Here is a 23,653-nt window from a genome sequence, read left to right as displayed (position 1 = left end):
GCACGTGAGGCACGGCGTCAGCGCTAAATGCGAAAAGGCCCAGCCACGTACCGGCCCGGCATGGTCAGGCAATCCCGCACAGGGTCGCCAGCATGATGTCGCGAGGAGTTGATCTTGAGTCGCTGGCTCGTGAGCAGCATCCCACTATGGCTGCTACTACTCGGACTCCTAATTTTGATCGTAGGCGGCGCACTCGTCATCCAGACCTATGTCCGGCATCGCTTCCCCCAGATCAAACAGGACGCCCACAATGATGTCACTAGGTTCGCATACGGGGTTGTCGGATTCGTGTATGCATTCTTCATCGGTTTCGTCGTTTCTGCTCTATGGAGTCACATAAAGACCGAGGATGCTCAAGCGCGGATCGAGGGTGCCGGCGGAGTGCAGCTTGCCAGGGACGTCAACGCGTTCGACGAGGTCGACAGAGACCGAATCCGAAAGAGTCTGTTGGAGTACGAACGTGCGGCCCTCGCGGAATGGCCCCTAGCCGCACGCGGTAGGTCCTTACCCGAGGCCGACAAAGCCTTACAACGCCTCTACGCTGCGTACAGCGAAGTGCGACCGCGCAACGATATCCAAAAAGCCTTCCTCACAACTTCTTTCAGTAACCTCAACAGCATCAGCCAAGCCCGCACCGAACGAGTCATCCAGGCACGCATCGATACCGGTATGCCCTGGTCAATTTGGGTGGTGATTTTGCTGACCAGCGGGCTGGTCCTCGCGTGTGCGATCATCTACGGCGTCGAGCAATCCAGAATGCACTATCCTTTGGTCGCGACTGTGGCCGTGCTCGTAGCGGCCAACCTGTTTCTCGTCTTGGAACTCTCACACCCATTCATCGGCAGATTTGCGACGTCCTCGCAGCCGCTGCACCATGTCGTGGAGGTGCTGTCGACGCCGCCGACGTAGCGGCGATGTCTGCCCGAGTGACCGCCGTCACCGCCGGTCCCCGACGTTGCCGCCGGCCCACCGCAGCCGGAGACTGTGCGGTTGCCACCGACCGATCGCCGGTGCGAAAGCCTGCGCGCCGCAGCCTTACAATGAGTTGGGGCACAAGGACTTTTAAAGAGGCAACGGAGTAGCGCAGTGCGCCGCCCATAGCTTCACCGTTGTGCATTGTGCACACTCCGCTTGGCCAGTGACCTCGCTTATGCGGGTTGTCCCGCCGGGCTTCTCCAGTCAATAGACACCGTGAATCACTGCATAGCAACTCGGTCTTGGACATCGGCGGGGCACGACGCCACAGTGAGGACCGGGACGCCGGCGGCCCAGCAACCGTCGAGAACCATCCGCGATACGCATACGAGGAGCCGCCACCATGAGCACACGTTCGGCATACGCACGTCAAGAGCCGGCCGAATCAAGCGGAACTGCACTGACTGACGGCATTCACCTCGTGGTAGACGCGCTCAAAGCGAACGAGATCAAGACCATCTACGGGTTGGTTGGCATTCCGATCACCGACCTCGCTCGAACTGCCCAGACGTCCGGTATCCGCTACATCGGCTTCCGCCATGAGGCCTCGGCCGGCAATGCCGCCGCGGCCGCGGGTTTTCTCACCCAGCGACCCGGCGTGTGTCTGACGACGTCGGGCCCCGGCTTCCTCAACGGCCTGCCGGCGCTGGCGAACGCCACGACGAATTGCTTCCCGATGATTCAACTCTCCGGATCGAGCGACCGGTCGGTTGTGGACCTGCAGCGCGGCGATTACCAGGACCTCGACCAACTCAACGCGGCGAGGCCCTTCGTGAAGGCGGCCTACCGGATCGGGCAGGTCTCCGATATCGGGGTCGGCGTCGCCCGCGCCATCCGCACGGCAATCTCGGGGCGCCCGGGCGGCGTCTACCTCGACATCCCCGCCGCGGTGCTGGGTCAAACTCTTGAGACGTCGGCCGCTTTGGACAGTATCTGGCGGCTGGTCGACCCAGCTCCGCGACAACTGCCGGCAACGGACGCGGTCGAACGCGCTCTGGATGCGCTTTCGCAGGCCCAGCGCCCACTGATCGTGCTCGGCAAGGGAGCGGCATACGCCCGGGCTGAAGACGAGATCCGGCGGTTTGTGGAGGCGACCGGGATTCCGTTTCTCCCGATGTCGATGGCCAAAGGGCTGCTGCCGGACTCGCACCCACAATCGGTTGCCGCCGCCCGGTCGTTGGCCATTTCCCGTGCGGACGTCGTGTTGTTGGTTGGCGCCCGGCTGAATTGGCTACTCGGCCACGGCGAGTCGCCGCAGTGGTCAGCCGATGCGAAGTTCATCCAAGTCGATATCGCACCTTCGGAGTTCGATAGCAACCGGCCAATCATGGCGCCGCTGACGGGCGACATCGGCTCTGTGATGTCAGCGATGGTCGGCGGCCTGACCGCGCACACTACCGTCGCCCCGGCGTCGTGGACCACGTGGTCCGCCGAGCTCGCCGCCCGCAAGGCCCGTAACGACGCTACGATGCGCAGCCGGCTGGCCGAGGATCCGCGCCCGATGCGTTTCTACAATGCACTCGCCGCGATTCGCACCGTGCTGCAACGAAATCAGGATGTCTATGTGGTGAACGAAGGTGCGAATGCCTTGGACCTTGCGCGCAACGTCATCGACATGGAGCTGCCGCGACACCGGCTTGACACCGGCACCTGGGGAGTGATGGGCATCGGTATGGGCTATTCCGTCGCCGCCGCCGTCGAAACGGGGCGTCCTGTCGTTGCCATTGAAGGCGACAGCGCATTTGGCTTCAGTGGCATGGAGATCGAAACCATCTGCCGGTACCGACTGCCGGTGACAGTCGTCATTCTCAACAACGGCGGCGTCTATCGCGGTGACGAAGTCACCACGGCCGAAAACACTGCCGCTCCCGGCGGTAGCGACCCGGCACCCACCGTGTTGAACTCTCAGGCGCGGCATGAATTGATCGCAGAAGCGTTTGGCGGCAAGGGATACCACGTGACCACCCCGTCCGAGTTGACAGCGGCCCTGACCGAGGCGATCGCGTCGAACGGACCGGCGATCATCGACTGTGAGCTGGACCCAGCCGCCGGGCAGGAAAGCGGACATCTCGCGAGCCGGAACGTCACCAGCGCTCTCACAGCGTCTTCGCCGCCGGTCAGCGCCGCGGGGTGATCCCCAGCAATTGCGCGTCGAAGAACTCATCCAGCTTCAGCTCCTGGCCGCAGGCGACGAGCGCGCGAGCGACTGGGGATCCCGGACCGGCAGCGTTGGTGGCCAAGGCGATCTGCGCCGTAAGAGCGGGTTCGACAAGCTCGACGGCGCGGATCTCGCTCCCGGCCGGCCCCTTCACCGGCATGGTCCAGAGCCAGGTGTGCGGAAGGATGGACGCCCAATTGCCGGTAGCGACCTGGGCAAAAAGCGAAGCGACGGAATCGGTCTCGACCTGCGGGGCGACTGTGAGGGAATGATCGGCAAAAGCCGCGTCGATCATCTGCCGATCGCGCATATCGGGGCTCAGCAACGCCAGTGGGAGTTGCGCCGCGTCCGGCCACCGTAGTCCAGGCGTACCCGGCGGCAGCATGTCCGTTGGCGCCAGCAGCACATACCGCTCCTCGTAGAGCGGCACGGTGTCCACGTCGTCGGCGTCCTCGGGTGCACGGTGCACGATCACGGCGTCGAGCTCGAAATCGCGCAGCCGTCGGTAGAGCTCGGTAGAGGCCAGCCGGGAACGAATTTGCGCCTTGGCCAACGGGTGCGCGGCGCAAAAGGCCGAGAGGACCAGCGAAGCCGTGGTCGAGGCGGAAGGTACCGTGCCCAGCCGCAGTGTTCCGGTGATCCCCGACCGCATAGCCAGCACCTCGGCTTTGAACGCATCGTGTTCGGCGAGAATCCGCTTCGCCCACACCACCAACCGCTCCCCCTCGGGAGTAAGGCCGGTAAAACTGTGTCCGCGGTTGATCAGGGTGACGTTGAGTTCGCGTTCGAGCTTGGCGATCGCGGCCGACAGCGCCGGTTGCGACACGTAGCACTGGTCGGCGGCACGGGCGAAATGTCGCTCCTGGGCGACCGCGACGAAGTACTCCAGCTGACGGAAGAGCACCCCCACCTCCTCGGTCCTGGGCACCGATCGGACTGGGGTTGGCGTGTCAGTGCCCGAGCGGGCCAACCTGGTGTCCGACCAGACCGATGACGACATCCGGGCACGTTCGGACGATGTGCAAGAATACCCCGCAGGGTGTCACTGGCGCACTGGTGGCGAACCGCATTGCGTGTCCACTGCTTCGGCCGATGCTCTGCCTTCACAATCCGTTCAGCAGGCTGGGCACGAACCCGCACCAGGGCGCGTCGGTCACCATTTACACCTTCGCCCGCGCCCACACCCACGCCCCGCGCGCGCACGACCCCCGCGGGCTGCGCGACGCGGAGCCCGGCGGCCCCCACTCGCCGGAGTGGACACCGGCAGCCGCACCCGCACGACCGACCGCCTGGTTGCGCCGGAATTGTTTGCTATGGCCCGCGAAGCGTCGACAGCAACTAGACTGTCAACGTGTTGATCGCGCCATCTCGAAGGGTGGGGGCCATGCGTCGGGCGATTCGTTATCTATTCGTTATGACCGCGATTACGGCGATGGTCGCGGCCGGGTCGAGCAGCCTGGTGACGGCCGCAGTCGCGGTCGACACGCGGATTCCGGACGTTGCTTCGGTGTTGCCGGCCGATGGCGCGGTGGTGGGCGTGGCGCACCCGGTGGTGGTGACCTTCAATGCGCCGGTCGTCAACCGCAACGCCGCGCAACGGTCCATCAGAGTCACGTCGCCGGGCAATATGACCGGTCGCTTCGAGTGGGTCGACGCCAACGTCGTGCAGTGGGTTCCGGACCACTATTGGCCACCGCATACCCGTGTCTCAGTAGGTGTGCAGCAACTATCGACCGGCTTCGAAACCGGCGATGCGTTGGTCGCCGTGGCCAACATCTCCGCGCACACCTTCACCGTCAGCAGAAACGGCGAGGTGCTCCGCGAGATGCCGGCGTCCATGGGCAAGCCCAGCCGCCCCACGCCGGTCGGTAGCTTCAGCGCTTTGTCGCGAGAACGCACGGTCGTGATGGACTCGCGGACGATCGGCATCCCGTTGAATCACTGGGACGGATATCTGCTAACCGCCCACTACGCCGTCCGGGTCACCTGGAGCGGCGTGTACGTGCACTCAGCCCCGTGGTCGGTGAATTCGCAAGGCTATGCGAACGTCAGCCATGGGTGTATCAACTTGAGCCCGGACAACGCAGCTTGGTACTTCGACACCGTAACCGTCGGCGATCCAATCGAGGTCATCTACTAGTCGTCCACAATCACCGCCGCGTGCGCCGAGTGTACGCCGCCACTAGCGGACACAGATTGCGAGCCCGCCACCGAATCGACAGCCGCCGAACGGATTTAGCGGTCGTCGCGCTCACCGAGCGGCGGATGTCCGCCCATCGAGGCCGTGATCACCGCGATCGGCATCCTCGACACGTAGAGGTTCGCCCGCTCTTGCGGTGTCAGCCTTTTCGGTGCGAACCACCGCTTCTTCGACCGCTGACCAGCACACTTCATCGCCGGTGTGCCCAGCCTCTTGCCACCGGTAAAACGGTGCGCAACAACGAAAGTCATGATTGCCTCCTCTCGGAAGCCCGATCGGGATGTGCGTCATCGACGCAAACGACATCCGGACCTCTTCGGCAACCCGCAGCACGATCAGCGCACGAGTCGCCAGCGCCCTAGAATGCTCAGCCCACAGTGGACCTGGCAAGAACGCCTGAACCGGATCGGGACAAGACGGATTTCGGATAGGGACTACCGCTTGGACTACTGTCGCTCATCTCGCCCTCACCTCCTCATGCCAAGGCACCAGCGGGTGCCACCACATTCACCTGCACGGGAGAGGTATCGAAAGCCGGCGTCCAGCCGGCGAACACCCCTCTCGTTGGAGCTTCGGCACTGCACGGCGTATTCGGATTACCCGAAAGCCACTTGGGCTCAACCCTTAGGCCGGGAAGAGCTGTCCTGACCCGGGGCGTCTCTCGACGTTCGGGGTCAGTGGCCTGTGTCCATGCAGACGCCTCACCTACCGAGGTGCTTGCGCTTCCATGCTCCCACCGAGGCCGCGATTCGTCAAACGTGACCCCCACGCACGCTGCCGTGCTACGCGATAGCCGACTACCGTACGGACTCCTCGATCCACGGGATCAACCATTTGACCCCTTCCGGAGTGAGGTGGACACCGTCACTTCGGACCTTGATGCCATCGACCTTGGCGGTGTAAACGCCATCCGGGCATAGCTTCTTGTTGAGGTCGATGATCCGCACGTTCGGGTGGTGACGAACCGTGTTGCGCAGCATGGTGTTCCACTGGTTGACCCGCTGGGGTTGATCCTCGGGATACAGTTTCCCGTTGGGCCTTTCACCGCCCCGGCTGTAGGGCGCGGTGGCAACCACGACCGGCACCCCGGTAGCACTGACGATCTTCAGGGCTCGCCGCAACTCGGCGTTGAGATACGCATCGAAAGTCGGCGTACCGATGTGGGTCCAGGTTCCCTCGTTGACCCGGTCGACCGTCTCCCACCGCCCAATGATGAGCAGCGCGACGTCCGGGCGATCGTGACCTATTTGGGTGGACCATCGGGTAGGCCACGTGTCGCATTCCGGTCTCTGCTCCAGGGTCTTGCCGATGTACCGATACGGCGTCCCACGCACCAGGCTGCAGCCGATAACGGTGTGGTCGATGAACCTGAACCCGGGTGTCGGCGGGAGGTAGTGCATCAAAGTCCATCCGATCGAGTCGCCGAACACCGAAACGGTGAACGGCTGGTTCGGATCTCGCCGCGCAGCGGTTGGCTCCCGCTGGCTCGCTCCCGGGGGCGACGGGGAGACCGCCGCCACTGCGGAAACCCCGGGTGGAACGCCGACCTCGCGCAGCGCAGGTCCGGTTCCCGCCGGAACAACCAACAGCGTCGCCGCGGCTGCCGTTGCGGCAGTGGCCGCCGCCAACGGCAACAGCGGTACTCGAGCGGGCCGCCAGCGGCGGATGGGTTGTTCGATCAGCCACCACGACGCAGCCGCGATGGCCACCGTGAGGGCGCACCGAGCGGCGAATAGTCTCAGCCCGGTCCAGCCGGTGCGTTCATTGTTGAGCGCCAGGAAGATCGGCCAGTGCCACAAATAGATTCCGTAGGAAATGGTGCCTAGCCACACCAGCGGCCGCCAGGCCAGGATGCGAGCAACCGCCGACCGCTGCTCGAGCGCAACCGGGGCGATCACGACGACAGCAGCAACCGCCACCGCGATCAATAGACCGCGACGGAAGTCGCTGACCCCGCCCGTTGCGTAGTGCGTCAACGCCGCTAGTCCTGCCACCCCGACAACCGGCAGAACGCAGGCAATCCGCCGGCCCCACCGAGTCCGGATCAGGCACCAGCCCCGGTTCAGCGATTGCCAATCCCGAATCAGTAGCGCCGCCGCAGCGGCACCGACCAACAAGGCCTGCGCGCGAGTATCGGTGCCGAAATAGATCCGGTCGCGCGTTGCATCCGTGGTGAAGATGATCGCAGCCGTGGCGGAAACAATCGCACCCACAGTGGCAATCACGAATGCGGCGAACCGAACCCCACCCACCGTGGCGCGTCGGAAGTAGCGCCTGGCCCGAAATGCCAGCAGTAAGGTCACCGCGATCAGCAGCACCGGCCAGACGAAGTAGTACTGCTCTTCCACGCCAAGCGACCAGGTGTGCTGCAGCGGCGAGGGCGGGGCACTCTGGGTGAAGTAGTCGGTCTGCTGGGCCACAAACCGCCAATTGGCCACCCACAGAAACGCAGCGAGGGCATCGCCGCGCAACCCACCGAGGGCCTGGTCGGGAAGAAGTTCGCGCGCCGCACCCACGGCGAGCACCATCAGGACCAGAGCCGGCAGCAGCCGGCGCGCCCGGCGAACCCAGAACGCGGTCAAGTCGATACGACCGGTGCGGCTCAACTCATCGAGCAGCAGCGACGTGATCAGGAATCCACTAAGGACGAAGAAGATGTCGACGCCGATGAACCCGCCGCCGACCCCGGGTATGCCGCCGTGCCCGACGAGCACCAGGACAACCGCGATCGCACGCAGGCCGTCCAGGGCGGGAATTCCGGCGCGCCGCTCGGGGCGGTCCCAGACCGCGAGCCGACCGGCACGACGAACGGGGGCAACCCATCGGCGCCGCCGCGCAGAAAGCGCCGGTGCGGGATGCGTCCCGCCCGGCTCAGCGCTTGCTGCTAGTGCGCCCCGACCACCTCGTCGCCTGGCGCCGTCGTTGCTGCCGATACGTCGCTGCCCCTCCTCTTGACCCCAGCAAGCCTAGATGCGACGCGGCGCGATACTGGCCGAGACACGCGAAGACACGCAACGGATTTGCGAATATCGGGCTATGCCGGATCGCCAGAGGGTTTCCCATCAACCCTGGTCAGATCCGCCGTCCAGCCCGAGTTGGCCCAGCACCTCCGCGGTGTCGGCGCCCAGCTCTGGTGCCGGACCCGCAACCCGGCCCGGCGTTCGCGAAAACCACGTCGGTACGCCCGGGAATCGCACCGGGCCACTTGGGGTGTCGACAGTTTCAAAAAAGCCGACGGTGTCGAGGTGACGATCGTCGAACAGTGCCGATGGACTGGACAGCGCCGATGCGGGTATTTCCAGCGCGTGGAACAGGTCCAGCCATTCCCCGGTCGTCCGCTGGCTCAGCGTCTCGGCCAACCGCGCGTACACGCTGTCAATGTGTTTCGCGCGCCCCTCCAGCGTGGAGTACAGATCGCACGCCCATGCCGGACGCACCGCGTCAATGAAGGCCGCCCATTGCCTGTCGTTGTAGATCAGCACGGCGATATACCCGTCACTTGTGCGGTACGGCCGCCGGTTGGGAGCTACCGAGCGCGGATAGACCGCCGGACCGAGCGGCGGATCGAACATCGCGCCGTTGGCATGCTCGACCAACATGAATGACGCCAGCGTCTCGAACATGCCGACTTCCACTTCTTGGCCTTCCCCGGTGCGCTCGCGGTGGAACAATGCCATCATCGTGGCGTAGAGCGCGGTGAGGCCGGCCACCTTGTCGGCCACGATCGTTCCGACGTAATTGGCTTCACCAGTGAGCTGCTCCTGGACGAACGGCAACCCGCACGCCGCCTGAATCGTGTCGTCGTAGGCCGGCAGCGCCCGGTTCGGTCCGCGCCGGCTGAATCCGTAGCAGTTGGTGTAGACGATCGTCGGGTTCATGGCCGCGACCTCGCTATAACTGAATCCGAGCCGGGTGATCGCCTCCGATCGCATCGAGTGGATAAAGACATCGGCCTGTGCAACGAGCGCCTGCAGTGCGGTCTTGCCGGCGTCGGACTTCAGGTCGATGCTGACGCTGCGCTTTCCGCGGTTGACATTGACGAAGACGCCGCTCATGCCGCGCGTCGGTCCGACCGAAACGTACCGGATGTCATCACCTTGCGGGGGCTCGACTTTGACCACGTCGGCGCCCATATCGGCCATGATTTGCGTGCAGTAGGGTCCCATCACCATCGCGGTGAGGTCGACGACCCGCACACCTGCCAAGGGGCCCGCACGGCCGTCCACGCTAGGCATCCCGCCCACGTTCCCGGTTTGTCCCCGTGGCCACCTGGACGCCGTCCAGCATACGGCCGGCATGACCGGCAGGGCCGGCGGGCAAGAGCACAGGCGCGGCGCAGATGGCTCCGGCCCGGCGCTGTGTCACACGGAGTATTACACCAACTGGGCGTTCGCCGCGGTCGGGTAGGTTGCTGCGGCAGCGCGAAGGCCCCCGCTGTCACGGGCTGTTCCGACGGATCGTCCCGGCCAGCACGTGGAACCCGGTGAGGCGGTATTTTTGCAGCTGAAGTGCGAATAGGGGTCCGCGATATTGCCGGCGTGGCGTGGGCCGGTGATCGGAACCAGCCGGAACGGGACCTCCTGACACGATGCTCTGAGAGGGCGGGCGATAGGCGCAGCGATGTCCGAGGATCGGAACCGAAAGCTGATCGGCCGGCGATGGGTTCGTTGGGATGACGAACGCGCCGCCGATGCCTACGCGCAGGGCTGGTGGGTCCGACGCACCCTGGCCGATTCGTTGCGCGAGGCCGCGCAGCAGACGCCCCGTCGGGTGGCGCTGGTCGACGCCGATCAGCGGCTCGATTGTGGAAGCCTCCACCAACACGCAATGACGCTGTCACAGGCGCTAACGGCGCGCATGCCTCCCGGCAGCGTGGTGACATTCATGCTTCCCAACTGGCACGAAGCCGCGCTGATCTACCTGGCCACGACCCTGGCCGGAATGGTGGCCAACCCGGTCCTGCCGTCACTGCGGGATCGTGAGCTCCGCTTCATCCTCGAAGACGCCGATAGCCGGATGATCTTTATTCCCTCGCTCTTCCGCCACCATGACTACATTTCGATGTTGAACCGGCTCACCGCGGGAATGAAGTCGCCACCCGATGTCGTAGTGGTTCGGGGGAATTCCGCCGGCGGTCAGACTCCATTCGAGTCGTTGCTCGCAGATCAGCTCGGAGGTCAGCTCGTAGATCAGAAGGCCACCACACCACGGCACGATATAGATCCCGACGCCATACGGATGCTGCTCTACACCTCCGGAACCACTGGTCGCCCGAAGGGCGTCTTGCACACTCACAACTCAATCCACGCCCTCATCTGTCAGATGCGGGACCACTGGTTGGTCGAGCCGGGTGACGCGTTCCTTGTCGCGTCGCCGGTCGCACACATCGGCGGCTCGATCTATGCGTTCGAATGCCCGCTGCTGCTGGGCACAACCGCTGTGCTGATGGATACCTGGGACGCCGACGACGCGGTCCACCTCTTGCAGACCGAACAGTGCACTCACATGGCCGGAGCAACACCGTTCCTCGAGCAGATGCTCGCTGCCGCCCAACGCAATCGCACCCGGTTGCCGCAGCTAAAAGTGTTTGCCTGCGGAGGAGCATCGGTGTCGCCATCGCTGATACGCCGGGCAGCAGCACATTTCGACCGCGCGGTGGTTACCCGCGTGTACGGCTCGACCGAGGTTCCGCTCACCACGATCGGGGCGCCCGACCACAACCAGCACGCCGCAGACACCGACGGCCGCGCCGGAATTGCCGACATCAAACTCGTCGACGGTGAAATCCGGGTACGCGGGCCGCAAATGCTGGTGGGCTACCAACACCCTGACGATGATGCCGAGTCGTTCGATACCGAAGGCTACTTCCGCACCGGTGACCTGGCGCGCTGGGTTGACGACGACTACCTGCTGGTTACCGGACGAGCCAAAGACATCATCATTCGTAGCGGTGAAAACATCTCGCCCAAAGAGATTGAGGACATCCTCGTCGCCCATCCAGGCGTCGCGGAGATCGCTATCGTCGGCGTACCCGACAAGCAGACGGGTGAGCGGGCCTGCGCCGTCATCGTTCCCATAGCCAGGCCCGGTCCAGACCTACGCAGCGTGCGTGGCTTTCTCGAGGATGCCGGCGTGGCGCGTTTCAAAGTCCCCGAGCAGGTGGTCATCTGGGACACGCTCCCGAAGAACGATGCCGGAAAGATTCTGAAACACCAGATCAAGGCGGCGCTCATGAAGGCGGAACAGTGACATGCAGGTAGCAATCATCACCGGGGCAACCGGTGGAATCGGCTTCCGTTGCGCGACGAAGCTCGCCGAGATGGGCGTGGCAGTGTTGGCGACGGGACGCAACGAAGACCAGCTCGCCCGACTGGCCGCGACCATCGACGATCCCGATCGGCTGGCCACCCACCGCGCCGACCTCACTGATGACGACGCGCCCACGCGGATCACCGATGCCGCCACCGATCGATGGGGCCGCATCGACTTCTTGATCAACTGCGCCGGCGTAGGCAACCCGAAGCCACTCCACGAAACCGACGACGAGTCCTTGGATTACGTGTTGAATCTGATGTTGCGCGCGCCATTCCGGCTAGCCCGGGAAGTACTGAAGTACCTGCAACCCGGCTCGGCGATCATCAACATCACGTCGACGTTCGCAGTCGTGGGCGGGCTGCGCGGCGGGGCATACTCAGCCGCTAAAGGTGGTCTCACCGCGCTAACCACCCACATCGCCTGTCAATACGGCGCTGAGGGAATCCGCTGCAACGCAGTAGCTCCGGGAGTCATCCAGACCGCGATGACCCAGCAACGCTTGCAGGATAAGGGTTTCCGGCGGATCAATACCGAAATGACGCCGCATCAGCGGTTGGGCACCGTAGACGATGTGGCGAGCACCGTGGCCTTCCTGTGCTCTCCCGGCGGTGCCTTTATCAACGGCCAGACGATCGTCGTCGATGGCGGCTGGAGCTCCACCAAATACCTGTCCGATTTCGCGTTGACCTCAGAGTGGACGATCGCTCAGCATGATTCGAACTGAAGCCGGATGCGGGCTACGATCGCGATCTGCGCTGTGACGGCCTCGCGAATGATCACCGCGGCCAATGGCCGATACTCGTCAGCGACGCCTGCTTACTGGGGCCCGGTGCGGTCCCACGAACGCTCCAACGCCTTTGGGACACAGAGTCGCCGCCCTTGCCGGTGGTGTTCGCTATCAAGATCTCGCAATTGGCTCTGCGGGACACGTTCGCGGGTATCGACAGCCATCGACCTAGTGTCCGGTCAAGTCCCACGTTGCCAACTACCAACAAATCCGCGTTGACCTCGTCCACAACCCTTTTCAGCACTTTGGTGGGACTGCCCTCTGGTGCTCGCGTGTCGATGTTCTTCGCCCCGGCGGCCTTTGCCCGCTCGCTAGCTTCACGCAATAACTCGTAGATCGGCGCCTGCCCGCACACTCTATAGCCGTCGTTCTTCAGCAAGTCCGCCGCGCGCAGGTCGTCGGGAGCAGGGAAGTGCCCGGTCGCAATGATCAGCGCGGCGTTGGACTTGCCGGCAATCGCCGCGGCTTGGTCGACCGCCCGCAGCGATGTCTCTGAACCGTCGGTCCCCACCACGACAGTCTGATAGGCAGGCATGTGTCGTGTTCCTCCTGAGTGTCGTTGCAGCGCAGCCCTAGAAAGAAGGGCGCAGCGAGTGCCGTTCCATGGGCGTTGGCCCGTCTCGGTGCTCGCGCTGGTTCTTCATCGATGTTGGCGGTCATTGGCCCGGCGAAGCGGGCGAGTCTTGTTGCTCGGACCCGCTAGGTAGCAACCTCGTTGACCGGGGTCTGACGTCGGCCGGCCAACAATGTATTCATTCTTGACCGCAAGTCTGCCCATGCACGCCGTGAATTGCACGCCAGTGTGATTCAGTCGGCGCATGTACGCGGAGTATGGTGCGCCTCACACTGCAACGCAGTGGCTCCGGGAGTATTGACCTCGCTGCGGAAGATCGCTCAGCACGATTCGAAGTGACGCCGGATGCCGGCCAACATCGCGACATGCGCTGTGACCGCCTCGCGAATGATCACCGCAGCCAGCGGTCGGGGCGCCGAGATGCGTACTCGCTCGGTCACCGCGGTGCCGGCGGCGACGGGCGCGAACGCGACTGCTCCGCGTAGCCGCACCGCCGGGAACCGATTGGCCTCGGTGATCACCTCGCCCCGCGCCGGCACCCGTAGACGCGCCCGGTAGCCGACACGCACAGTCCACCGCCCCAGCGGAATTCGGTCGACAACCCGATAGGTCCGTTGATAGCCGTCGGGAGTTTGGGCGCTCGACAGCTCGCGGACCGACACGATCAGCGGGTGCACGAGCTTCAGGTTGTCCAGGTCCACATAGAAATCGCGCACCTCGGCAGGTGGCGCGGGGACCTCTTCGGTCAGCGTTCGCTCGGCGTGCGCGACCCACCAGCCCATGGGGACAACCTAGCTTTAGCACGCCGGTGGCGCTGTGTGCCGGCGGCTGATTCAGCGCAGGTAGATGTGTCCGCCGAACATCGCCAGCAGATCAGCCGTGCGCCAGTAGATCAGCGCGACGAACACCATGACCACCGCGATCGTCGCTGCGGCGTGGATGACGTCACGGCGTTGTCTGGGCGCGTAGACGTAGGCGGCGGCGACGACCGCACCCGTGATCAACCCACCGATGTGGCCCTGCCAGCTGATCGCCGGGGCGACGAAAGTGAACGCCAAGTTCAGCACAATGAGCGCGACGACCCAACGGACGTCGAGGTTGAGGCGCCGTCCCACCACGAAGGTGGCGCCGAAGAGACCGAACACTGCCCCGGACGCGCCCGCCGTCGCCGTGTTCAGCGGCGAGACGAGGTAGACGAGCACCGAGCCACCCAACGCACTCAGCGCATACAGCGCGCCGAACCGGAGCCGGCCGAGCCACATCTCCAGCGGCGCGCCCACGACATACAACGCCCACATGTTCAACAACAGGTGCATGACGCCGTAGTGCATGAACGCCGAAGTCACCAGCCGATACCCCTGACCGGCAGCGACAGCAGGCGGCCACAAGGCGAGGTGGCGCTCCACCCCCACCAACGTCACCTGCAGCACGAAAGCCAGCACGTTCGCCGCGATCAGCGCGTAGGTGACCACCGGAGTGGCCGACCGCTGCAGCCCGCCGAAGTGCGTGCGAGGTTGTCGAATGGTTTTGGCCCCGGCTCGCGCGCACTCGAAGCATTGGTGACCGACGGGACTCGCGCGCATACATTCCCCACAGATGTAGCGGTCGCAGCGGGTGCAGCGGACATAGGTGCCGCGTCCGGGATGTCGGAAGCAGGCCGGCGAATCCGGTGAGCTGGGGCGACTCATTGCACCATTGTCGCCTGGCCCGCCGGACACGGTGCAAACCCGGCCATCGGGCGCGGGTGCTCGATCGCCGCCGGTGCGATCTCGATCGCTCTTTCACACACCGACTCGGGGTGTTCCCTGGTTGGCCGAATTGCCCTACTGTGATTCGCGTGGAGTCAAACGGAACCCCCGAATTGGTGCCCGTCGAGAATTTACACGCAGGTGACCCGGTTACCGACGTCAACGGTGGCGGTCAGAGGTACATAGTGCTGGAATCAAAGGCCGTCGGCGACAGCTGCGTCGTCCTCGAGCTGGAGTCCAGGGTGGACCATCAGCTGCAGGTCATCGAGAAGTCATTCCCGGCGGGCTACCACTTCGGCAAGGCAAATCACCGCTATCTATAACCGAACTTGTATGCCGAATTAATCGGCCAGATATTGCGACGCGGAGCCGCACAGCGATTACCAACGGCCCAGCTATTTGCATGTCCGCTTCCCCAGCGGCCGCGGCTCGCTAGGATCATCGGGGGTCATTTCGGGTCGTGCTCACCGGATCAGCGTCACGGTGCATGCTGCCAGCGCAAGCTCGTGGCGGCACCGGATACGGAAGGTCACAACACGGTCTGTCTCCGGGCCCTTGCGTGGACAGCTTCGCAAGACGCCAGGATCATTAGGCGCGAAGCGGTCCGCGTAAACGGTCCGAGCAACGGTCGGTGAGAGGTAGCCGAGTGAAGATTCCGGGTGTGTCCGACGTCGTCGGCGGGATCGCCGGCGGGGCGACGTACGCCCTGCGGGCCGGGGTGAACGGCGCGGCTGGCGCTGCGGACGCGGTGCAGACGCTAGCCAGCCCGGTGCTGGAGCTGGCGTCCCCGGTGGTGCAGTCGGTGGCGCAGACCACCGGCAGGTTTCTCGGGACGGGGAGTTCCGCGGACGGCAGGCGCGATCAACCCGCACCACCGGTGCGGTGGCATAGCGGCCAGCGGGTGCATTTTGATCTGGATCCGTTGCTGCCATTCCCCCGCTGGCAAGAGCACGCGGCGGTGGTCGAGGAACCCGTTCGCAGGATTCCGGGGGTGGCCAAGGCGCACGTCGAAGGCGCAATGGGCCGGCTGGTCGTCGAGATCGAGGCCGACGCGGACAGCGACGCTGTGTTGGACGACGTTCGCGACATAGTCGCTTCGGTAGCCACCGACTTGAGCCCGTCGGCGTCTGCGCCGAGGGCCGCGCCGTTCGCCGACCCTGGTGACCCGTTGGCGATTCTGGTGCCGTTGACCGCCGCGGCGATGGATCTGGTCGCGCTGGGGGCGTCAATCACCGGTTGGGTTGCCCGAGTGCCGGCGGCACCGCAAACCACCCGGGCCGCGGCGGCTCTCATCAACCATCAACCCCGCATGGTGTCGCTGCTCGAGTCCCGCCTCGGTCGAGTGGGCACCGACATAGCACTGGCGGCGACAACCGCGGCGGCAAACGGACTCACCCAAGCGGTCGGCACACCGCTGCTGGATCTGGTGCAGCGCAGCCTGCAGATCTCCGAGGCGTCGGCGCACCGCCGAGTGTGGCGGGAACGGGAGCCTCAGCTGGCCTCGCCTACGCGGCCACAAGCTCCCGTCGTCCCCGTCATCTCGTCAGCCGGGGCGAAGTCGCAGGAGCCGCGCCACAGCTGGGCGGCCGCAGCGGCGGGGGAGGCTTCGCACGTCGTAGTCGGTGGTGCCGTCGACGCCGCAATCGACACCGAAAAGGGATCCATCGCCGGGCCGGTGGAGAGATACGCGGATTCGGCGGCGAACGGGGTGTTGGTCGCCGCGGCGAGTGCGTTGGTGGCCGGCGGTGGCACCGAGGACGCCGCCGGCGCCATTCTGGCCGGCGTGCCACGCGCGGCGCATATGGGCCGGCAGGCGTTTGCGGCGGTACTAGGTCGTGGCCTCGCCCAGACTGGCGAGCTGGTTCTTGACCCGGGCGCGCTGCGCCGCCTGGACCGCGTGCAGGTGGTCGTCATCGACGGCGCCGCGCTGCGGGGCGACCACCGCGCCGTCTTGTGTGCGTGGGGTCATGAACCCGGCTGGGACGACGACCGCGTCTACGAAGTTGCCGATGCGCTGCTGCATGGCGAGGAGGCACCCGAACCCGATCCCGATGAGCTGCCTGCCACCGGCGCGCGGCTGGCGTGGATTCGATCGCAAGGACCGGCCGCAACGCCGGCGCAGGGCCTCGAGCACGCCGACCTGGTCGTCGATGGACAGTGCGTAGGCAGTGTTGACGTCGGCTGGGAGGTCGACCCCTACGCGATCCCGCTGCTGCAGACGGCGAACCGAACCGGGTCTCGTGTGGTTCTGCGCCATGTCGCCGGCACCGAAGATCTTTCTGCGAGCGTCGGTTCGATGCATCCGCCCGGTACACCCCTGCTGCAGCTGGTGCGCGAGCTGCGCGCGGATCGCGGACCGGTCTTGCTGATCACGGCGGTGCATGGCGACTTCGCGTCGACCGATACCTTGGCCGCACTGGCCATCGCCGACGTCGGCGTAGCCCTCGATGATCCCCGCGCCGCGACACCGTGGACCGCCGACATCATTACCGGCACCGATCTCGCCGCGGCAGTGCGGATCCTGTCCGCGATCCCGGTAGCCCGGTCCGCGAGCGAATCGGCGGTACACCTCGCCCAGGGCGGCACGACGCTGGCCGGGCTGCTTCTAGTGACCGGCGAGCAAGCCAGAACCACCAACCCGGCCAGTTTTCGTCGCTGGCTCAATCCCGTCAACGCCGCCGCCGCTACGGCGCTGGTGTCGGGATCGTGGTCGGCCACCAACGTGGTTCGGTTGCCCGATCCCACGCCCCAACCGCTCACCGCCTGGCATGCGCTGGACCCCGAGATCGTTTACGCGCGCCTGGCCGGTGGCGCACGGCCCTTGGCGGTGGAGCCCGGTACTCCGGCGTGGCGTCGCATTGTGTCCGACCTGTCCTACGAGCCGCTGGTGTCGCCACTGCGCGGTCCCGCGGATTTCCTGGGACGCCTCGCCGTAGCCACGCGGCACGAACTGTCCGATCCGTTGACTCCGATCCTGGCGGTCGGTGCTGCCGCATCGGCGATCGTCGGCAGCAATGTCGACGCGCTGCTGGTCGCGGGCGTGATGACGGTCAACGCGATAACCGGCGGGGTACAGCGGTTGCGTGCCGAAGCGGCGGCCGCTGAACTATTCGCCGAGCAGGACCAATTGGTGCGCCGTGTGGTCGTCCCCGCGGTAGCGACGACGCGGCGTCGGCTGGATGCGGCGCGACGCGCCACCCGTACGGTCACGATTGCCGCGAAGTCGCTGCGAGTCGGCGATGTCATCGACCTTGCGGCCCCTGAGGTCGTGCCTGCCGATGCCCGCGTGTTGGTGGCCGAGGACCTCGAGGTCGACGAATCCTTCCTGACCGGCGAATCGTTGCCGGTCGACAAGCAGGCCGACCCGGTCGCCGTCAACGACCCAGACCGGGCCAGCATGCTGTTCGAGGGAAGCACGATCGTCGCCGGGCACGCCCGCGCGATTGTTGTGGCCACCGGGGTCGGCACCGCAGCGCAGCGGGCCATCTCGGCAGTCGCCCATGTCGAAACGTCGGCCGGCGTTCAGGCCCGGTTACGCGAGCTGACCAGCAAGGTCCTGCCTCTTACGCTCGCCGGGGGCGCCTCGGTGACGGCTCTGGCGCTGCTGCGCCGGGCGTCGTTGCGTCAAGCGGTCGCCGACGGCGTTGCGATCGCCGTGGCCGCGGTCCCGGAGGGCCTGCCGTTGGTGGCGACACTCTCCCAGCTCGCGGCCGCGCAGCGGCTGACTGCCCATGGCGCGCTGGTCCGCTCTCCGCGCACCGTCGAGGCGCTGGGCCGGGTCGACACCATATGTTTCGACAAGACCGGCACGCTCACCGAGAACCGGCTCCGTGTCGTCCGGGCGGTACCGAGCAACAGTGAAGCGCCCAGTCCGGTTACCGACACCACCGATCCTCGATCCGCTGCGGTGCTGCGCGCTGCCGCTCGGGCCTCGACGCAGCCGCACGACGGCGGGGGACATGCGCATGCCACCGACGAAGCGATCCTCACGGCCGCTCATGCGCTGACCGGAGACGGTGATGCGCAGTGGACGCTACTGGCGGAGGTCCCGTTCGAATCCAGTCGCGGTTATGCCGCGGCGATCGGCACGGCGAACGCGAGTGGGCCGCCGATACTGATGCTCAAGGGGGCTCCGGAGACGATCCTGCCGCGGTGCCGGTTCGGCGATCCCGACGCCGACGTCGAACATGCCGAATCTGTGGTGCACGACCTTGCCGCGCAAGGGCTGCGCGTGTTGGCCGTGGCGCAACGCCCTTGGGACAACGGAACCACCGATGATGACGAGACCGACGCCGATGCCGTCGATGTCGCCGCGCACGACCTCGAATTGCTCGGCTACGTCGGCTTGGCAGACACCGCCCGGGAATCGGCGCGACCACTGATTGAAGAGCTCCTCGACGCCGACCGCCACGTCGTGTTGATCACCGGAGATCACCCGACCACCGCACGAGCCATCGCCCGCCAATTGGGCTTGCCAGCAGATGCGCACGTGGTGACGGGCGCGGAGCTGAGCGGCCTTGACGAAGACGCGTCCGCCAAACTCGTCGCCGACGTGCAGGTCTTTGCTCGCGTTAGCCCGGAGCAAAAGGTCCAAATCGTGGCCGCACTGCAACGCGCCGGCCGGGTGACCGCCATGGTCGGCGACGGCGCCAACGACGCGGCCGCCATTCGGATGGCCGACGTGGGCATCGGGGTCAGCGGTCGCGGTTCGTCGGCCGCCCGTGGGGCCGCTGACATCGTCCTGACCGACGACGATTTGGGCGTGCTGCTCGATGCCCTGGTCGAGGGCCGCAGCATGTGGGCCGGTGTTCGTGACGCGGTCACGATCCTGGTCGGCGGCAACGTGGGCGAAGTGCTCTTCACCATCATCGGCACGGCATTTGGCCCCGGGCGAGCACCGGTGGGGACCCGCCAACTGCTGTTGGTGAACCTGCTCACCGATATGTTCCCGGCATTGGCAATCGCCGTCACCTCCCAATATGACGATCCCGAAGAAGATGGGGATCTCACCGACGAGGAAGTGGAGCAGGCGCGGCGGGCGCGTCAACGCGCGGTGCTGATCGAACCGGCGCCGTCGCTCGATACACCCCTGATGCGCCAGATTGTCAACCGCGGGGTGGTCACGGCTGCCGGTGCCACTGCGGCCTGGGCCATCGGGAGGTGGACACCGGGCTCCGAAAGGCGCACGGCAACAATGGGCTTGACGGCATTGGTAACGACGCAGCTGGGGCAAACGCTACTCACCCGAAGCCACAGTCCGCTGGTGGTCGCGACCGCCCTGGGCAGCGCGGGTGCCTTGATCGGCATCGTCCAAACGCCGGTTCTCAGCCAGTTTTTCGGATGTACACCGCTGGGACCGGTCGCCTGGACCGGTGTTTTCACCGCCACCGCGGGAGCGACGGCTGTGTCCGCGTTGGCACCCAAATGGTTGACTAAAACCATTGGTGCCATTGGGATTGAGCCGCAGTGAGATTCACGCGCTCACATTTCGGTCGCCAGCTCCCTGCGTAACACCTTGCCGGCGGCATTTCGCGGAATGCTCGTCACGAAGTGAATGTCCCTGGGCTGCTCGAAACGAGAAACCTTGCCCTTGAGGTACTCCCGCAGTGCCGCGGCGTCCGCCTCAGGTACTTCGTGTGAGACAGCCTCCTCGTGTGAGACAGCCTCCTCGTGTGAGACAGCCTCCTCGTGTGAGACAGCCTCCTCGCGTAAGACAACATAGGCGGCCAGCCGGTGCCCGAACTGGTCGTCCGGCACACCGACGACGACGTTCTCGACGATATCGGGGTGTGCGGCCAGAGCGTTCTCCAACGCCCGAGGATAAACGTTTTCGCCTCCGGAGACGATCATGTCGTCCTCCCGGCCGACGATGTACAACCGCCCTGACTCGTCGACATAGCCCATGTCGCCGGTGCTCGTCATCCGGTCGATGACTGCCCGCTGGCGAACTGGGCCGTCGGTGCCGGTGTACCCCTCGAATCCCAGCTCACCGCCGACGAAGATACGACCGACGACCCGGGGTCCGACGGGCCTGTCGTTCTTGTCGAAGATCCGAACCGGGCACCCCGCCACGGGCCTACCTACCGTATCCGGGGCACGGCGTAGCTCCGTCGGCGTCGCCAGGGCGCCGATACCCACCTCGGTGGAGCCGTAGAGGTTATAGAGGACGTCGCCGTAGGCGTCCATGAATCGCCGCGCCAAGCTGGGATCCAGCCGATCGCCACTAGATATGACGACGCGTAGGCACGACACGGGGTTGCGAGCCCGCACCCGCTGCGGGAGGCCCAGAATGCGTGCCAGCATAATCGGGACCACACTCAACGCGTCAGCGCGATGCAGCGATGCCTGCGCGAGCGTTGCTTCGGCGTCGAATCGCCGATGGGTCAGTACGGTGCCGCCGAGGCCAATGGTCAGCGTCAGGATGCCGAAGCCCAGCCCGTGAAACATCGGTACCGCCAAGGCGACTCGCGATCCGGCGCGCAGCCGGGTGCGCTCCAAGATCGTGAACCCGACGCCAGCTCCAGAGCTCACCTGGGGGCTGCGCGGCACGCCCTTGGGCACCCCGGTGGTTCCTGACGTCAGCAGCACGATTCGGCCGGACGCCGCGACCTTCGGCCGTGAATCACCTTCGCGCGCCACAACTGTCGCTGGATCGATGATCCTTACCTGCTCCTCGGTTTCACGTATCTGGTCGGCAAATTCCACGTCGGCGACCATCGTCCGGATCGTGTGGGTGCCCAGCGCGCTCGCAAGCGCGTTGGTGCGAAATTCCGTGTTCACGAGCACCACGTCGGCGCCGACCAGGCCTGCGGCGAAGACCCCCACGACGAAATTGCGGCCATTGCGGCACATGATTCCCACCGGCTGCCCCGCTGAAACCCCTTCGCGAAGAAGCTCATTAGCGAGCGATTCGACCATGGAGCGCAGCTCGCGGTAGCGCAGCATCCCGTCGTCGTCGACCATCGCGGTTCGATCCGGCCATCGCGCCGCCGCGATTGCGAGCGGGGTGTAGAGATTCGCGCGGCCTCGATAGACCTCGCGTAGTATCCGCAGCGCCGCCAGCGGGGCTGGCGGATTCAACAGGCCGGAACGCACCAACACCCGCGCCGCCGTGCCGATCACGCTGCCCGGCGTCATCGTCGATCGGTTCCGCTGCTCGCAGATTCGGTGAACAACAGCCGGTGCCACCACCTGGCAGCACGCTCGGCCGGGCCGGCAAGCAGCACCGACGCCAGCTCGGCGGGCCGCAGCCAGGGCGGCTCGTTGGTGCGGGGCCGATCGATCAGCGCTTTCGCGATGGCGTCGGCAGCCTCGTCGGGGCTCAAACCCGGAAGCCGGCCTAAGACGGGTGTGGGCTCGATCATTCGGGTGCGAACCAAGGCGAAGTAGACCGTCGTGACGTCCACGCCATCGCCGTGCACCTCCGGTGCGACGCTCCGCAGCCAGCGATCAAAAGCCCCTTTGGACGCCTGGTAGGCACCCCACTGTGGACCCGGAGCGACACGCACTCCGACGCTCGAGATGTTCACAATATGCCCGCGGCCATTCTCGCGCATCGCCGGCAACAGTCCGAGCAGCAGCCAGATCGGCCCGAGGTAGTTGATGTCGATCGTGCGTTGAAAATCATGCGGCCGGTCATATTGCTGATGCAGCGAACGGCGCAGTGACGTGCCCGCATTGCTCACTACGATATCGAGCGGGCCGTGATCCTCGGTGATCTGCTTGGTCAGCACGGCGACGGCAGCCTCGTCGGTGAGATCGACCGAATAGGCGATCGATTGTCCGCCGCCGGCATTAATGGAGGCCTCAATGTCTTCGAGTCGCTCGGTGGATCGCGCGACGATCAGCACGGTCGCTCCTGCCGCGGCGAGTTTTCGCGCGGTTGCCTCGCCAATTCCGTAGGAGGCACCGGTGACCAGCACGGTCTTGCCGAAAACTGCGTTGCACAACCGTTCGGGGTCCGAGATCCGCGCCGGATTGGCCACCATGGCTGTAGCTTTTCTGATGGCCGTGTCAGCGATATTCACGGGACTGTCTTGTCGCGTTGCATGCCCGTCTGGGGCTGATGGGTCGAAACGTTCTCCGGCCGTCGCGCGGGACGATCAGCCGCCAGCACGCCCCGGTACGGTGCTGTGCACCCTGCTGGACGCCGTGTCTCGGGGCTGTCGGCCAGCAATTGGAAAACCTCCCCTCCAACCCACTTCGTAGCTATCTGCGTTGGGATGCCGCTAGCCGGAAGCTGATCTCAGGCTGATCCACCCGGTGCCCCGGGCTGGCCCGGTTGACCCGGTTCGCCGGGCTGGCCCGGCTGACCCGGTTCCCCGGGCTGACCGGGCTGACCCGGCTGGCCGGGCTCACCGCCACGGCCAGGCGCTCCCCCGGCGCCGCCTGGGCCGCCCTGGCCGGGCGCACCACCTGGACCGCCCGCGCCACCTCGACCGCCATCGCCCCCTCGGCCACCATCACCGCCAGCGCCGCCTCGACCGCCGGCACCGCCTCTGCCCCCGGCACCTCCGGCGCCGCCCCTGCCGCCGGCACCTCCGGCGCCGCCCCTGCCGCCGGCACCGCCAGCGCCAGCTTCACCGGCCACGTCGCCGTTGGCGGAATCCCCGGTCATGCTGCCACCTCCAACGTCGCCATTACCGCTGGTAGTGCGGTGAAAATGCGTTCCTTACGACGAGACCTCCCAGGCCTCCCAGCGTTGAGTGGGCGACACCACGTCGTCCGGTGATGACCATCCATCGGCCAGCCTCCTTGCGAGCTTTCTAGCGTCCTTGATTTTCGTCAACCTACCTGACTCGGCGAACAGCCGAGCGACCGTATGAACTGGCCCCAGTGCTCCGCTCCACCCCCGCAACCATAGAGCGGGGTGGATCGGCGTGGCGGCCGCGAGCGC

16 protein-coding genes, 1 pseudogene and 1 riboswitch are annotated in these 23,653 nt (G+C 65.7%); of the genes and pseudogenes, 8 read left to right on the top strand and 9 right to left on the bottom strand.

All coding sequences use genetic code 11. The features are described 5' to 3' along the window. Positions 1-114: 114 nt before the first annotated feature. The gene (locus F6B93_RS01185; RefSeq protein ID WP_246540958.1) at positions 115-909 is read left to right on the top strand and encodes a bestrophin-like domain; all 795 of its coding nucleotides are present in this window, start codon (positions 115-117) and stop codon (positions 907-909) included. 409 nt (positions 910-1,318) lie between these two features. Continuing rightward, positions 1,319-3,109 carry an oxalyl-CoA decarboxylase gene (oxc, locus tag F6B93_RS01180; protein WP_211697322.1) on the top strand — a complete coding sequence of 597 codons (1,791 nt, stop codon included), beginning with the start codon at positions 1,319-1,321 and terminating at the stop codon, positions 3,107-3,109. Here the strand turns inward: oxc and F6B93_RS01175 are convergent. Then, a complete protein-coding gene (locus F6B93_RS01175; RefSeq protein WP_211699202.1) occupies positions 3,093-4,037 on the bottom strand; it encodes a LysR family transcriptional regulator in 945 nt (314 codons plus the stop codon). The genes oxc and F6B93_RS01175 overlap by 17 nt on opposite strands. Before the next feature lie 480 nt (positions 4,038-4,517). Between F6B93_RS01175 and F6B93_RS01170 the strand changes: the two genes are divergently transcribed. Further along, on the top strand, positions 4,518-5,273 hold the full coding sequence (locus tag F6B93_RS01170) for a L,D-transpeptidase (protein ID WP_211697320.1): 756 nt from the start codon (positions 4,518-4,520) through the stop codon (positions 5,271-5,273). 95 nt (positions 5,274-5,368) lie between these two features. Here F6B93_RS01170 and F6B93_RS01165 read toward each other — a convergent pair whose 3' ends face one another. The 3 genes from F6B93_RS01165 to F6B93_RS01155 all read right to left on the bottom strand — a co-directional run bounded on the left by F6B93_RS01165 (position 5,369) and on the right by F6B93_RS01155 (position 9,568). After that, the gene (locus F6B93_RS01165) at positions 5,369-5,584 is read right to left on the bottom strand and encodes a hypothetical protein (RefSeq protein ID WP_211699679.1); all 216 of its coding nucleotides are present in this window, start codon (positions 5,582-5,584) and stop codon (positions 5,369-5,371) included. Between the two features lie 298 nt (positions 5,585-5,882). After that, positions 5,883-6,053: riboswitch (M-box (ykoK) riboswitch) on the bottom strand. Positions 6,054-6,130: 77 nt separating this feature from the next. After that, positions 6,131-8,089 (bottom strand): acyltransferase family protein, encoded by a 1,959-nt coding sequence (locus F6B93_RS01160; protein WP_246541185.1) that lies wholly within the window; start codon positions 8,087-8,089, stop codon positions 6,131-6,133. 306 nt (positions 8,090-8,395) lie between these two features. Then, positions 8,396-9,568: a CaiB/BaiF CoA transferase family protein gene (locus F6B93_RS01155; protein WP_211697318.1), complete on the bottom strand. Its 1,173-nt coding sequence runs from the start codon at positions 9,566-9,568 to the stop codon at positions 8,396-8,398. A gap of 385 nt (positions 9,569-9,953) precedes the next feature. Here F6B93_RS01155 and F6B93_RS01150 point away from each other — a divergent pair, with 385 nt between their 5' ends. Both F6B93_RS01150 and F6B93_RS01145 read left to right on the top strand, forming a co-directional pair. Then, positions 9,954-11,582, top strand: coding sequence for an AMP-binding protein (locus tag F6B93_RS01150; protein WP_211697316.1), 1,629 nt, complete (start codon positions 9,954-9,956; stop codon positions 11,580-11,582). Position 11,583: 1 nt separating this feature from the next. Beyond that, positions 11,584-12,372, top strand: a complete 789-nt coding sequence (locus tag F6B93_RS01145; RefSeq protein ID WP_211697315.1) for an SDR family NAD(P)-dependent oxidoreductase — start codon at positions 11,584-11,586, stop codon at positions 12,370-12,372. Positions 12,373-12,532: 160 nt separating this feature from the next. Here the strand turns inward: F6B93_RS01145 and F6B93_RS01140 are convergent. The 3 genes and pseudogenes from F6B93_RS01140 to F6B93_RS01130 all read right to left on the bottom strand — a co-directional run. Continuing rightward, positions 12,533-12,970: pseudogene (locus F6B93_RS01140) on the bottom strand (universal stress protein); the annotation flags it as partial. 359 nt (positions 12,971-13,329) lie between these two features. Further along, a complete protein-coding gene (locus F6B93_RS01135) occupies positions 13,330-13,791 on the bottom strand; it encodes an SRPBCC family protein (protein WP_211697311.1) in 462 nt (153 codons plus the stop codon). A 51-nt stretch (positions 13,792-13,842) separates the two neighbouring features. Beyond that, positions 13,843-14,697 carry a rhomboid family intramembrane serine protease gene (locus tag F6B93_RS01130; RefSeq protein WP_211697309.1) on the bottom strand — a complete coding sequence of 285 codons (855 nt, stop codon included), beginning with the start codon at positions 14,695-14,697 and terminating at the stop codon, positions 13,843-13,845. A 149-nt stretch (positions 14,698-14,846) separates the two neighbouring features. Between F6B93_RS01130 and F6B93_RS01125 the strand changes: the two genes are divergently transcribed. Together F6B93_RS01125 and F6B93_RS01120 are read left to right on the top strand one after the other, a co-directional pair. After that, complete coding sequence (locus tag F6B93_RS01125) at positions 14,847-15,080, top strand: hypothetical protein (RefSeq protein WP_211697307.1); 234 nt, start codon at positions 14,847-14,849, stop codon at positions 15,078-15,080. A gap of 323 nt (positions 15,081-15,403) precedes the next feature. Further along, positions 15,404-20,227, top strand: a complete 4,824-nt coding sequence (locus tag F6B93_RS01120) for a cation-translocating P-type ATPase (RefSeq protein ID WP_246540956.1) — start codon at positions 15,404-15,406, stop codon at positions 20,225-20,227. Positions 20,228-20,238: 11 nt separating this feature from the next. Here F6B93_RS01120 and F6B93_RS01115 read toward each other — a convergent pair whose 3' ends face one another. Both F6B93_RS01115 and F6B93_RS01110 read right to left on the bottom strand, forming a co-directional pair. Then, positions 20,239-21,894: an AMP-binding protein gene (locus F6B93_RS01115; RefSeq protein WP_211697306.1), complete on the bottom strand. Its 1,656-nt coding sequence runs from the start codon at positions 21,892-21,894 to the stop codon at positions 20,239-20,241. Further along, the gene (locus tag F6B93_RS01110) at positions 21,891-22,745 is read right to left on the bottom strand and encodes an SDR family NAD(P)-dependent oxidoreductase (RefSeq protein WP_211697304.1); all 855 of its coding nucleotides are present in this window, start codon (positions 22,743-22,745) and stop codon (positions 21,891-21,893) included. Before F6B93_RS01110 ends, F6B93_RS01115 begins: the two co-directional genes overlap by 4 nt. Positions 22,746-23,038: 293 nt before the next feature. Between F6B93_RS01110 and F6B93_RS01105 the strand changes: the two genes are divergently transcribed. Further along, a complete protein-coding gene (locus F6B93_RS01105; RefSeq protein WP_211697302.1) occupies positions 23,039-23,488 on the top strand; it encodes a hypothetical protein in 450 nt (149 codons plus the stop codon). Positions 23,489-23,653 lie beyond the last annotated feature (165 nt).

The organism is Mycobacterium spongiae (assembly GCF_018278905.1).
Taxonomy (GTDB): Bacteria; Actinomycetota; Actinomycetes; order Mycobacteriales; family Mycobacteriaceae; genus Mycobacterium; species Mycobacterium spongiae.
The sequence above is the reverse complement of the archived record's forward strand: the minus strand, read 5'-3'. Positions and strand labels throughout refer to the sequence as shown.

Coding starts and splice junctions, on each gene's coding strand:
- F6B93_RS01145 (WP_211697315.1), top strand. CDS start 11,584: ATGCAGGTAGCAATCATCACCGGGGCAACCGGTGGAATCGGCTTCCGT.
- F6B93_RS01110 (WP_211697304.1), bottom strand. CDS start 22,745: ATGGTGGCCAATCCGGCGCGGATCTCGGACCCCGAACGGTTGTGCAAC.
- F6B93_RS01135 (WP_211697311.1), bottom strand. CDS start 13,791: ATGGGCTGGTGGGTCGCGCACGCCGAGCGAACGCTGACCGAAGAGGTC.
- oxc (WP_211697322.1), top strand. CDS start 1,319: ATGAGCACACGTTCGGCATACGCACGTCAAGAGCCGGCCGAATCAAGC.
- F6B93_RS01170 (WP_211697320.1), top strand. CDS start 4,518: ATGCGTCGGGCGATTCGTTATCTATTCGTTATGACCGCGATTACGGCG.
- F6B93_RS01155 (WP_211697318.1), bottom strand. CDS start 9,568: ATGCCTAGCGTGGACGGCCGTGCGGGCCCCTTGGCAGGTGTGCGGGTC.
- F6B93_RS01165 (WP_211699679.1), bottom strand. CDS start 5,584: ATGACTTTCGTTGTTGCGCACCGTTTTACCGGTGGCAAGAGGCTGGGC.
- F6B93_RS01150 (WP_211697316.1), top strand. CDS start 9,954: ATGTCCGAGGATCGGAACCGAAAGCTGATCGGCCGGCGATGGGTTCGT.
- F6B93_RS01115 (WP_211697306.1), bottom strand. CDS start 21,894: ATGACGCCGGGCAGCGTGATCGGCACGGCGGCGCGGGTGTTGGTGCGT.
- F6B93_RS01130 (WP_211697309.1), bottom strand. CDS start 14,697: ATGAGTCGCCCCAGCTCACCGGATTCGCCGGCCTGCTTCCGACATCCC.